The sequence below is a fragment of the Actinomadura montaniterrae genome, from assembly GCF_008923365.1.
Taxonomy (GTDB): domain Bacteria; phylum Actinomycetota; class Actinomycetes; order Streptosporangiales; family Streptosporangiaceae; genus Spirillospora; species Spirillospora montaniterrae.
The window spans coordinates 62,070-73,330 of the sequence record NZ_WBMR01000021.1; the positions used below are offsets into that span (position 1 = coordinate 62,070).

Genomic DNA, 11,261 nt, shown 5'->3' on the forward strand with positions numbered 1-11,261 from the left:
GTCACCCGATTTTGGGGATTCGCTGGGATTAGTGCAGCCGGGGCGAGGTGACCTCCTTGTGGACGAATGTCCATGACGCCTTGGGGGTCAGCGTGTCCTCGCCTTTCGGATCCTTCTTCGACGACCCGTTCCGCGGCTTCGACCTGCTCGCCGGGCGGGTGTTCGGCGGGCAGGAGAGCTGGCCCCCGGCGCGGCCCGGCGTCCAGCGGGTCGACGTCGGCAGGCTGCTGAGCGAGCCCGCGCGGGCGATGCTGTCCTCGGCCGTCCAGCTCGCCGCCGACCGCGGGGCGCCCGACCTCGACGTCCTCGACCTGCTCGCGGCCGGGGCGAGCGCCGACCCCGGACGGTCCCTGCTGCGCGCGGCGGGCGCCGACCCCGACGGGATCGTCAAGCAGGTCTCCGAGACGGCCTCCCGGGGCACGCCCGGCGGGGCGCCCAGTACCCTGTCGCCGGCCGCGAAGCGGGCGATCCTCGACTCGCAGCGCCTGTCGCGCGCGCTCGGCTCGTCGTACATCGGCCCCGAGCACCTGCTGCTCGCGCTGATGGCCAACCCGGCGTCGCCCGCGGCCCGGCTGATGGAGTCGCAGGGCGTCACCGCCGACGGGTTCCAGGACGCGATGGCGGGCGACGGCACGGCCCGGACGGGCGCGGGCCCCTCGGCGGGCGCGCGGGCGTCCGGCGCCACGCCGACCCTCGACGAGTACGGCCGCGACCTCACCGAGGAGGCCCGCGAGGGCGACATCGACCCGGTGGTCGGCCGCGAGGAGGAGATCGAGCAGGCCGTCGAGGTGCTGTCCCGGCGCACCAAGAACAACCCGTGCCTGATCGGCGAGCCCGGCGTCGGCAAGACCGCGATCGTCGAGGGCATCGCGCAGCGGATCGTCAACGGGAGCGTGCCCGCGACGCTCAAGGGCAAGCGGGTCGTCGCGCTCGACCTCACCGGCATGGTCGCGGGCTCGAAGTACCGGGGCGAGTTCGAGGAGCGGATCAAGAAGGTCATCGACGAGATCCGGGAGCACTCCGACGAGCTGGTGATCTTCATCGACGAGGTGCACACCCTCGTCGGCGCCGGCTCCGCCGAGGGCGGGATGGACGCGGCGAACATCCTCAAGCCCGCGCTCGCCCGCGGCGAGCTGCACGTCGTCGCGGCCACCACGATCGACGAGTACCGCCGGAACATCGAGAAGGACGCCGCGCTGGAGCGCCGCTTCCAGCCGGTGCTGGTGTCCGAGCCGACCGTCGAGCAGACGGTGGAGATCCTCGCGGGGCTGCGGGACGCCTACGAGGCGCACCACCAGGTGAAGATCACCGACGAGGCGATCGACGCCGCCGCGACGATGTCCGACCGCTACGTCAGCGACCGGTTCCTGCCGGACAAGGCGATCGACCTGATGGACCAGGCCGGCGCCCGGGTCCGGCTGCGCGCGCAGGCCCCCGACCAGGGCGCCCGCGTTCTGGAGGAGCGGCTGGACGCGCTGCACCGCGACAAGGACCAGGCCGTCCGGGCCGAGCAGTTCGACCGGGCCAAGGAGCTGGCCGCCGAGATCGACGAACTGCGACCGGAGATCGAGGCCGCCCGGCACCACGAGGACACCGCCCCGCAGGTGATGGCCACCGACATCGCCGAGGTCGTCTCGCGCAGCACCGGCATCCCCGTGCAGACGCTCACCGAGGAGGAGCGCGACCGCATCCTCAACCTCGGCCGGCACCTGCACGAACGGGTCATCGGGCAGGACCGGGCCGTCCAGGCGGTCGCCGAGGCCGTCCAGCGGGGGCGCGCGGGGCTGTCGGACCCGGACCGGCCGATCGGCGGCTTCCTCTTCCTCGGGCCGACCGGCGTCGGCAAGACAGAACTGGCGCGCGCGCTGGCCGGGACGCTGTTCGGCGGAGACGACCACATGGTCCGCATCGACATGAGCGAGTTCCAGGACAAGCACACCGTCTCCCGGCTCGTCGGCTCCCCGCCCGGATACGTCGGCTACGAGGAGGCCGGGCAGCTCACCGAGGCGGTCCGGCGCCGCCCGCACAGCGTGGTGCTGTTCGACGAGATCGAGAAGGCGCACGCCGACGTGATGAACGTCCTGCTGCAGATCCTGGACGACGGGCGGCTCACCGACGGGCAGGGCCGCACCGTCGATTTCAGCAACACCATCGTCATCATGACCAGCAACATCGGCGCCGAGATGATCCTTTCGCAGCCGGAGGAGCCCGCGGCGGACCTCGAAGCGCAGGTGATGGCCCTGGTCGAGCGGACGCTGCGGCCCGAGCTGCTGAACCGGATCGACGAGATCGTGGTGTTCGACCGGCTCGGCAGGCCGGAGCTGCGGCGGATCGTCGACCTGCTGCTCTCCGGGACGCGGCAGCGGCTGCGCGGCCAGGACGTCGGCCTGGACGTGTCCGACGCGGCCAAGGACCTGCTGGTGGAGCGCGGCTACAAGCCGGAGTTCGGCGCGCGCCCCCTGCGCCGCACCATCCAGCGGGAGGTCGACAACCGGCTGTCGATGATGCTGCTGCGCGGAGAGCTGGACGAGGGCGCCACGGCGGCCGTCGGCGCCTCCGACGGCGGGATCGAGATCACCGCGGTCCCGGCCGCCCGGGGCGCCTGACCGGCCCGGCTCGCCTCACGTTCCGCGCCGCGCCTCGGGCCGGGCGTCTGACCGGCCCGGACCGGGCGCCTGACCGGTTGGTCATGTTCTCGGGAGCCTTCCGGCCGCGTCGGCGAACCGGGCGCGGTCCACGATCGCGCGGTCGATCTCGCCCGCCGCGACGACCGTCCCGGCACCGTCGACGGCCCGCACCGCGAAGGTGAGGCGGCGGCCGGACGCGCCGTCCGGCGCCTCGGCGGTGACGTCCACCGTCCCGCCGACGGGCGTGGCGCGCAGGTGCTCGACGCGGATCGCGACGCCCACCGTCGTCTGCCCCGCGGCCAGGAGCGGCGCGGCGGCCCGGACGGTCGCCGCCTCCATCCACGCGATCACCCGCGGGGTACCGAGCACCGGGACGTCGCCGCTGCCCAGCGCGGTCGCGGTGTCGGCCTCCGTCACCTCGTAGCGCACGGCACCACAGTACGCACGGCACCACGGCAGACGCCGCCCGCCCGTCCCGACGGTTGCCCGGGGGGACGCGGGGTAGGACGGCGACCGTAGGAGGCGGGCCGTCCCCCAGCGCCCGCGGAGGCGTGCGCGCGAGGGGGACGCCAGTGGGGGAGCACAGGCAGGGGGCGTGGCCGCGGCTGCGCGTCGCGGACTGGACCGGCACGCGGGACACCCTGCACATGTGGACGCAGATCGTCGGGAAGATCCGCATGGCGCACGCGCCGCTGGTCAACCACTGGTGGCAGGTCACGCTGTACGTGAGCCCGCGCGGCCTCACCACCTCGGCGATCCCCTACGCGGCCGGCGCGTTCGACATGGAGTTCGACTTCGTCTCGGACGTGCTGCGCCTGCGCTCCAGCAGCGGCGAGGAGCGCCAGGTGGCCCTGGAGCCGAAGCCGGTCGCCGACTTCTACGCCGAGACGATGGACCACCTCGTCGGGCTCGGGATCGAGACGACGATCCAGGCGCGGCCGAACGAGGTGGAGCCGTCGATCCCGTTCGCCGACGACCACCAGCACGCGTCCTACGACGCGGAGGCGGCGCACCTGTTCTGGCGGCAGCTGCTGCAGGCGAACCGGGTGCTCGGCGAGTTCCGGTCCCATTTCGTCGGCAAGGTGAGCCCGGTGCACTTCTTCTGGGGCGCCATGGACCTCGCCTGCACCCGGTTCTCCGGGCGCGAGGCGCCCCGGCATCCGGGCGGCGCGCCGAACTGCGGGGACTGGGTGATGGTCGAGGGCTACTCGCGGGAGCTGAGCAGCTGCGGGTTCTGGCCCGGCCTCGACGAGGGCGCCTTCTACGCCTACGCCTACCCGGAGCCGGAGGGGTTCGCGGATCGTCCCGTTATGCCGGACGCGGCGTTCTACAGCCGCGAGAATGGGCAGTTCCTGCTGCCGTACGAGGCGGTGGCCACGGCCGACGACCCCGACCGGACGCTGTTCGCGTTCTTGCAGAGCACCTACGAGGCCGCAGCGGACCTCGGCGACTGGGACCGCGGCTCGCTGGAGGAGGACCCGAACCGCTGGGCCCCGTACCGGGTGTAGCGCGACGAGAGAAGGGAGCCGGGATGCCCGGCCAAGGTGGTTTCCCCGCGCCGGCCGAAGGGCTGGTGCTGACGCACTTCCTGACCGTCCGGGACGTCGCCGCCTCCAGGGACTTCTATGTGAACGTCCTGGGCGGGGAGGTGATCCTGGAGGAGAACCCCGCCACCGTGAAGGTGGCGAACAGCTGGATCATCATGAACCCGGGCGGCGGACCGACACCGGACAAGCCTGACATCGTCCTTACGCCGCCCTCGCCGGGCGATCCCGTGTCGACTTTCCTCAACGTCCGGGTGGCGGACATCAACGCCTTCTATGCGGACGCCACCGCCAAGGGCGTCGAGTTCCTCACCGAACCGCTGGACCGCAAGGCCGAGATCCGCTGCTACATGCGCGACCCCGACGGCTACCTCATCGAGGTCGGCCAGGCCACCGGGCTGCTCAAGGGCATCTTCGCCGACCCGCCGGCGTCCGGCTGATGGACGAGGACTTCGCCGCCCGCGTGGAGCCCTACCGGCGCGAACTCCTGGTGCACTGCTACCGGATGCTCGGCGCCGTCCACGAGGCCGAGGACCTGGTCCAGGAGACGATGCTGCGCGCGTGGCGGGCCCGCGAGCGCTACGACCCGGGGCGGGCGTCCGTGCGGACGTGGCTGTACCGGATCGCGACGAACGCGTGCCTGACGGCACTGGAGGGCCGGTCGCGGCGGCCGCTGCCGTCCGGTCTCGGCGGCCCGAGCGACGACCCGCACGCGCCGCTCGCGCCGTCGCTGGACGTGCCGTGGCTCCAGCCGTTCCCGGACGCGCTGCTCGGCGATCCGGCGGAGCGGGCCGTCCGGCGGGGGAGCCTGCGGCTGGCGCTGATCGCGGCGATGCAGGCGCTGCCGCCGAAGCAGCGGGCGGTGCTGATCCTCCGCGACGTGCTGGAGTTCCCGGCGGCGGAGGTCGCGGAGCTGCTGGGGGCGACCCCGGCGGCGGTGAACAGCGCACTGCAGCGGGCCCGGGCCGGGCTGGAGGGCGCGTCCCCGGTGGAGGACGACGTCGCCGAGCCGGACGACGGCGCGGTCGACGCGGTCGTGGACCGCTACGTCCGGGCATTCGAGGCCGCCGACGTGGCGGGGCTCGTCGCGCTGCTGACGGACGACGCGGTGCTGGAGATGCCGCCCGTCCCGCTCTGGTACCTCGGCAGGGACGCCTACGGCCGGTTCATGGAGCGGCTCTTCGCGATGCGCGCGACCGAGTGGCGGATGGTGCGGACGGCGGCGAACGCGCAGCCGGCCGTCGCCGCCTACCACCGGGACGACGACGGCGGTTACGTGCTCCACACGCTGCAGGTCTTCACGGTGCGGCCCGAGGGGCTGGCCCGCAACGTCGTCTTCCAGGACGCTCGGGTCTTCGCGGCGTTCGAGCTGCCGCCCCGGCTGGAGGCCCGCTGACCCCGGCTGGAGGCCCGCTGACCCCCGGCTGGAGGCCCGCTGACCCCCGGCTGGAGGCCGCCTGACCCCCGGCTGGAGGCCCGCTGACCGCAGCCGGACGGCCGCGGGAGATCCGGTTGCGGACAACTCAATGGGCGCAAACGTAGACTGGCGGGCATGACCGGGATTCCCGACGGCGACCTGATGCGGCTCGACCACCAGGTCTGCTTCGCGCTGCACACCACGTCCCGGGCGTTCGACGCGCTCTACCGGACGGAGCTGAGCGGCCTCGGGCTGACGTACCCGCAGTACCTGGTGATGCTCGCGCTGTGGGAGGCGGACGGCCCGACGGTCAAGCGGCTGGGCGAGCGCCTGCGGCTCGACTCGGGGACGCTGTCGCCGCTGCTCAAGCGGCTGGAGGCGGCGGGCCTGGTGGAGCGGCGCCGCAGCCGCGAGGACGAGCGCTCGGTGTCGGTGCACCTCACCGGCCAGGGCGCCGCGCTCAGGACGCGCGCGGCGGAGGTCCCGGCCCGGATCCTGGAGGCGACGGGCCTGGACCTCCAAGAACTCCTCGCTCTCCGCGAGACGCTGCACCGCGTCACCGCCAACCTCGACGCCGCTCGCTGAGGGCGTCCACGCCACGACTCAAGGGATGCGGGCCAGGTCGGCGAGGGTGGCCAGGCCGTACTGGTAGTAGTCGATCGTGTCGGCGCCCGCCGTGCGGGCCGCTTCGGCCTTGGCCGCCAGGTGTTCCGCGGACGCCGTGTCGGGGTGCCCGGGGCGGAGGACGGCGCGGAGTCCGGTGTCCGGGCCCAGCGCGGTGCGGTAGGCGGCGACGTCCTCGGCGATCCGTCCGGCGTCCCGGGCATAGCAGAGGACGGCATAGGACGGGACGGTCCGCGCCAGCGAGACCGGGTCGATGCCCAGTTGCCAGGCGTCGGCGGCGGCCGGGGCGCCGGTGGGGAGGCCGTCCGCGTAGCCCTTCATGGCGCCGGTCAGGTCGATGAACGTGAGCCGGGAGCCCGCCGCCGCAACGGTGTCGGCGACCTCGGCGGCCAGGGACGTGACGACCGGCGTGCGCGCGCGGGCGAACTCGACGAGGACGTCCGGGATCTGCTCGGCGGGCGGGCCTCCGTCCAGCACGGACGCCGCGAGCCGGGCGGCGGCGTCGCGGGCCTCGTCGGCGCCCGGGACGCGGCGGCGGCAGTGCTCGCAGAAGCAGAGTCCGAGGGCGAACTCGGCGGCCGGGCCGAGGTCCACGAACGAGCGTTCGTGGTGGTAGCCGTGGCCGAACGTCCCGAAGTGCAGGGATTCGGCGACGACGGAGTCCATTCCTTGCCGGGCGATGGCGCGGCCTAGGGCGACGGCGTAGGCGCGGACGTCCGGGTGGGACGGGCAGAGGTCGGCGGGCGCGGCGCGGTCGCCGAAGCAGTTCTCCTGCGTGACGTCCGGGAACGCCAGGCCGAGCGTGGTGTTGTGCAGGAACACGCCCCACCCGTGCAGGGGGACGCCGAGCGCGCGCGTCTCCTCCCGAAGCGCGCGCAGCGGCTCCTCGTCCGCGCCCTCACGCACAGGCGGGACGAGCCGGATCCCATCGAAGTGGCCGTCCAGCGGGAAATGGACGCCGTCGTGGCGGAACGTGACGCGGGAACGGCCGTGGGGCGTCACGTCGCGGGCGCGATGGTAGGCCGCGCCGACCGTGATCGAGGTGACCCCGTGGGCCAGGATCCGCGCGGCGTCCACGCCGCGCAGGTCCTCCACCAGGACGTAGAGGGAGGAGTCCATCAGCTCTTCTCGTGGACGGCGGCACCGGGCCAGACGAGGATACGGCGACCCGGCGCCGTCATCAGCGCGGCCTCAGGGCCCGGCCGGGGCGGGCCGCCGGGTCGAGGACGCCGCCGGTCAGCACGGGGACCCCGTTGACCAGGACGTGCTCGACGCCCTCCGCCGGCACGCGCGGCCGCTCGTAGGTGGCGCGGTCGGTGACCGTGCCCGGGTCCAGCACGACGAGGTCGGCGGCGTGCCCCGCCTCGACGCGGCCCCGGTCGGCGAGCCGGAACCGCGCGGCGGCGCGCCCGGCGAGGTGCGCGGCGGCCTCTTCCCACGTCCAGTCGCCCAGCTCGCGGACGTACCGGCCGAGCAGCCGGGCGAACGCGCCCCAGCCGCGCGGATGCGGGTGCCCGCCCTGGTAGACGGCGTCGGAGCCGGCCATCTGCGCGGGGTGCCGCAGCAGCGTCCGCACCGACTCCTCGACGGCGGACGGCGGCTGCGCGAACACGCACCCCGCCTCCAGCCGGGTCGCCACGAGGAGATCGCAGCAGAACGCCCCGAGCCCGCGGCCCGCGCGCTCGGCCGCGTCGGGCAGGGTCATGCCCTCGGCCCAGCGCAGGTCGGCGGCGGGGACGTGCGACAGCGTGATCCGCGGCCAGACGTCCGCGCGCCGCGGGAACCAGTCGCGCTCCAGCCGGGCCCGGACGGCCGGGTCCGCCAGCGCGTCCAGCGCCGCGTCCAGGTCGGCGAGCGGCAGCCACGGCGGCAGCGCGACGAGCGTCAGCGTGCTGCATCCGCGCAGGTAGGGGTAGCTGTCGAAGGTCAGGTCGACGCCTTCGGCGCGCGCGTCGCCGACGAGTCGGGCCAGGGCGTCCCCCGGCCCGTGGAGGTGCGACACGTGCGGGGCGACGCGTCCGGCCCGCGCGATCTCCAGCACCTCCGCCAAAGCGCGCGCGGCATCGGCCTCGTAGCCGCGCATGTGGGTGACGTAGGGGAGTCCTGCCGCGCCGACGGGTTCGCACAGCGCGGCGATCTCGTCGCCCCCTGCGTAGGAGCCCGGCACGTACTCCAGGCCTGTGGACAACCCGGCCGCGCCCTCGCTCAGTCCGCGCTCCACTTGCGCGCGCATGGCCGCCAGCTCCGCCGCGTCCGGGGCCCGCCGCGCCGTCCCCATCGCGCTGTGCCGGATCGTCCCGTGCGGGAGCAGGTAGGCGGTGTTGAGGGCCGTGCGCCGGTCGTAGCCGTCCAGCAACTCCGCCACCGACACCGCGCCGTCCAGCCCGGGGTGCGTCCCGTTGACGGGCGCGAAGTACCGGGTGACGAACCGGAGCGTCTCCGCGCTCGCGGGCGCGTAGGACACGCCGTCCTGGCCCAGCACGAACGTGGTGACGCCCTGCCGGAGCGCCGCCTCCTGCGCGTCCGGGTCGAAGAAGGCGGCGTCACCGTGGACGTGGGCGTCGATGAAGCCCGGCATCACGTACCGGCCCGTGGCGTCGATCTCGGTGACCGCCTGCGCGCGCGCCAAGACGTCTACGGCGGCGATCCGTCCGGCGGAGACGCCGACGTCGGCGCGGCGTGCCGGGCCGCCGGTGCCGTCCAGCACCGTCCCGCCCCGGATCACGACGTCGAACATCAGCCTGAAGGCTACGGACGGTCAGCGCCGGTCGCCAGGGGCGCGGCGCAGAAGCCGCGGCCGGACCCTCCCCAGGCCTTGCAGCGGGCGCGGGCGGAGCGACGAGACGTCGAAGCGGCCGCCGGTCGGCAGCGCGGACGCCAGCTCGCCGTCGACCAGGACGGTGCCGGGGTAGGCGGTCGCGGTGAGGCGGGCGGCGAGGTTGACGGGCGTGCCGAAGACGTCGCCGAGCCGCTGGATGACCTCGCCGTACGCGAGGCCGACGCGGACCTTGGGGAACTCGGGGTCGGTGTTGAAGCGCTCCGCGACGCGCAGCCCGATCTCGGCGGCGGCGGACGGGTCGGTCGCGACGAAGAGGACCTCGTCGCCGAGCGTCTTGACGACGCGCCCGCCGAGGTCCGCGACGATCTCGGCCGCCGCGGACTCGAACCGCTCGACGAACGCGGCGAGCGCGTCGGCGTCGAGGCTGCGGCTGAGCCGGGTGAAGGACACGACGTCGGCGAACCCGACCGCGAGGTGGGCGAGGCCGGCGGCGGGGTCGGACGGCGCGGCGGCCGTGACGGCGGCGGCGCGCATCCCGGCGGCGGTGAGCTGGCGGCGCCAGCCGTGCAGCAGCAGCCGCTCGAACGCGGGCCGCAGCTCCTCGGTGGCGGCGAGGGCGGCGGTGACCAGGTCGGGCGTGACGGGCTGGTCGGCGGGCAGCACGCTGAGGCGCTGCAGCCAGACGTCGCCGAGCCAGCTCGCGAGCCGCCCCATCGTCTGGCCGACGGCGCGGACGAGCTGCAGGACGGTGTCCTCGTCGACGAGGTCGTGCCCGAGCACCTCGTTGATCTCGCGGAGGGCGGTGACGTCGCCGTCGGTGAAGGCGACCTCGTCGTCGGGCGGGATGGGGAAGCCCAGGGCCTGCCAGATGCGGCGCGCGTACGCGTCGGGGACGCCGGAGAGGGCCTCGACGTCCTTGCGGGTGTAGCGCAGGGGTCCGCCGAGGAGGGTCTCCTCGATGTCCAGGGGTCCGCCGGGGTCCGTCATGGACTCCCCCTCTATGTCTCATTGATCAATGTCACAATGATGGCGGAGTAAGATCGCGGCGGTCAAGATGGACGCAACCGGCAGGCGGGGCATGGCCGAGTACCGAATCGACGACCTGGCGCGCGCCGCCGGGAGCACCGTGCGCAACATCCGCGCCTACCAGGACCGGGGGCTGCTGCCGCCGCCGCGCCTCGCCGGCCGGGTCGGCCTGTACGACGACTCCCACCTGGCCCGGCTGCGGCTGATCGGCCAGCTCCTCGGCCGCGGCTACACGTTCGCGGTCATCAAGGACCTGCTGACGGCGTGGGAGACCGGCAGGGACGTCGGCGACGTCCTCGGCCTGGAGAAGGTGCTCACCGACCCGTGGTCGGACGAGATCCCCGGCACCGTCGGCTACGACGAGCTCGTCGCGATCTTCGGCACCGGCCTGGACGAGGCCGAGCGCGAGCGGATGCGGGAGCGGACCGTCGCGCTCGGCCTCATCGAGCCCGACGGCGACACGTTCCGCGTGCCGAGTCCTCGGCTCCTGCACGTCGGCGCCGAGCTGGTCGCGGCGGGCATCCCGCTGGACGCCGTGCTCGACATCGCCGAGAAGATCCGCGGCGACGTGGACGTGATCGCGGGCCGGTTCGTCGGGCTCGTCCAGGAGCACGTCTTCGCCCGGCTGGAGGACCAGCCGGGCGGCGAGGAGGTCACCGAGGTCGCCGCCGTGGTGCGGCGGATGCGGCCGCTGGTGAAGATGGTCGTCGACCCGCTGATCGCGCGGGCGATGGAGGCCCGCGTGCAGGCGGCGCTGGGTGAGCACCTCGAGACGATCAGGGACCACCTCGCCGGCGAGGACCACCCCGCTGCGGGCTGACCCCCGCCGCGGCCCGGGCCTGCGCGTCACAGCAGCGAGGCGCCCCACTTCACGGTGACCGTGTGGGCGGCGCCCTCGGAGTCGGTGAAGGTCAGCGTGCCCTGGCCGGGCAGCCCGATGAGCGCGGTCCGCAGCGTGACCGTCACGCGCGCCGTACCGCCCTTGGCGACCCCGCCCTGCATCTGCGACAGCACCAGCTCACCGTTCGACGTCATCGCCGTCCAGGTCACCGGGCCGTTCCGGGCGGACAGGCTGACCTGCGCGGTCTTCGTGCCGTACATCTCGACCGTGCCCGGGTTCACCACGAGCACGCCCGGCCGCGCCGGCGGCTTCGGGGTGGTCGGCGCGGGCGACGGCGGCGCGGTCGTCGCGGGCGGCGACGGGTCCTTCTCGTCGGTCTGCGGCTGGACCGGCGCGCCGGACG

Annotated in this window: 10 protein-coding genes and 1 pseudogene; 6 read left to right on the forward strand and 5 right to left on the reverse strand. The window is 74.3% G+C overall.

The window, feature by feature from the left end; translation table 11 throughout:
- Positions 1 to 92 precede the first annotated feature (92 nt).
- On the forward strand, positions 93 to 2,606 hold the full coding sequence (locus F9B16_RS10885) for an ATP-dependent Clp protease ATP-binding subunit (RefSeq protein WP_151539888.1): 2,514 nt from the start codon (positions 93 to 95) through the stop codon (positions 2,604 to 2,606).
- 81 nt (positions 2,607 to 2,687) lie between these two features.
- On the opposite strand, the gene F9B16_RS10890 is transcribed toward F9B16_RS10885, so the two are convergent.
- A complete protein-coding gene (locus F9B16_RS10890) occupies positions 2,688 to 3,056 on the reverse strand; it encodes a thioesterase family protein (protein WP_151539889.1) in 369 nt (122 codons plus the stop codon).
- Positions 3,057 to 3,199: 143 nt separating this feature from the next.
- Here F9B16_RS10890 and F9B16_RS10895 point away from each other — a divergent pair, with 143 nt between their 5' ends.
- From F9B16_RS10895 to F9B16_RS10910, 4 genes are all read left to right on the forward strand, one after another.
- Positions 3,200 to 4,135, forward strand: coding sequence for a DUF5996 family protein (locus F9B16_RS10895; protein WP_151539890.1), 936 nt, complete (start codon positions 3,200 to 3,202; stop codon positions 4,133 to 4,135).
- Positions 4,136 to 4,158: 23 nt separating this feature from the next.
- Positions 4,159 to 4,611: a VOC family protein gene (locus F9B16_RS10900; RefSeq protein ID WP_151539891.1), complete on the forward strand. Its 453-nt coding sequence runs from the start codon at positions 4,159 to 4,161 to the stop codon at positions 4,609 to 4,611.
- Positions 4,611 to 5,567, forward strand: coding sequence for a sigma-70 family RNA polymerase sigma factor (locus F9B16_RS10905; RefSeq protein ID WP_151539892.1), 957 nt, complete (start codon positions 4,611 to 4,613; stop codon positions 5,565 to 5,567). Before F9B16_RS10900 ends, F9B16_RS10905 begins: the two co-directional genes overlap by 1 nt.
- Positions 5,568 to 5,723: 156 nt before the next feature.
- Complete coding sequence (locus tag F9B16_RS10910; protein WP_151539893.1) at positions 5,724 to 6,173, forward strand: MarR family winged helix-turn-helix transcriptional regulator; 450 nt, start codon at positions 5,724 to 5,726, stop codon at positions 6,171 to 6,173.
- A gap of 18 nt (positions 6,174 to 6,191) precedes the next feature.
- Here the strand turns inward: F9B16_RS10910 and F9B16_RS10915 are convergent, their stop codons facing one another.
- From F9B16_RS10915 to F9B16_RS10925, 3 genes are all read right to left on the reverse strand, one after another.
- Positions 6,192 to 7,331, reverse strand: a complete 1,140-nt coding sequence (locus F9B16_RS10915) for a hypothetical protein (RefSeq protein ID WP_151539894.1) — start codon at positions 7,329 to 7,331, stop codon at positions 6,192 to 6,194.
- 61 nt (positions 7,332 to 7,392) lie between these two features.
- Entirely contained in the window at positions 7,393 to 8,949 is a 1,557-nt protein-coding gene (locus F9B16_RS10920; protein WP_192808712.1) for an N-acyl-D-amino-acid deacylase family protein, read from the reverse strand.
- A gap of 21 nt (positions 8,950 to 8,970) precedes the next feature.
- A complete protein-coding gene (locus F9B16_RS10925; RefSeq protein WP_151539896.1) occupies positions 8,971 to 9,978 on the reverse strand; it encodes an adenylate/guanylate cyclase domain-containing protein in 1,008 nt (335 codons plus the stop codon).
- Between the two features lie 91 nt (positions 9,979 to 10,069).
- On the opposite strand from F9B16_RS10925, the gene F9B16_RS10930 reads away from it, so the two are divergent.
- The gene (locus F9B16_RS10930) at positions 10,070 to 10,837 is read left to right on the forward strand and encodes a MerR family transcriptional regulator (protein ID WP_151539897.1); all 768 of its coding nucleotides are present in this window, start codon (positions 10,070 to 10,072) and stop codon (positions 10,835 to 10,837) included.
- Between the two features lie 26 nt (positions 10,838 to 10,863).
- On the opposite strand, the pseudogene F9B16_RS50795 reads toward F9B16_RS10930, so the two are convergent.
- Positions 10,864 to 11,261, reverse strand: a pseudogene (locus tag F9B16_RS50795) (RNA polymerase sigma factor); the annotation flags it as partial.

Excerpts from the sequence above, each read along its gene's own strand:
- F9B16_RS10900 (WP_151539891.1), top strand. The coding sequence starts at position 4,159 with ATGCCCGGCCAAGGTGGTTTCCCCGCGCCGGCCGAAGGGCTGGTGCTG.
- F9B16_RS10905 (WP_151539892.1), top strand. The coding sequence starts at position 4,611 with ATGGACGAGGACTTCGCCGCCCGCGTGGAGCCCTACCGGCGCGAACTC.
- F9B16_RS10910 (WP_151539893.1), top strand. The coding sequence starts at position 5,724 with ATGACCGGGATTCCCGACGGCGACCTGATGCGGCTCGACCACCAGGTC.
- F9B16_RS10915 (WP_151539894.1), bottom strand. The coding sequence starts at position 7,331 with ATGGACTCCTCCCTCTACGTCCTGGTGGAGGACCTGCGCGGCGTGGAC.
- F9B16_RS10920 (WP_192808712.1), bottom strand. The coding sequence starts at position 8,949 with ATGTTCGACGTCGTGATCCGGGGCGGGACGGTGCTGGACGGCACCGGC.
- F9B16_RS10925 (WP_151539896.1), bottom strand. The coding sequence starts at position 9,978 with ATGACGGACCCCGGCGGACCCCTGGACATCGAGGAGACCCTCCTCGGC.
- F9B16_RS10930 (WP_151539897.1), top strand. The coding sequence starts at position 10,070 with ATGGCCGAGTACCGAATCGACGACCTGGCGCGCGCCGCCGGGAGCACC.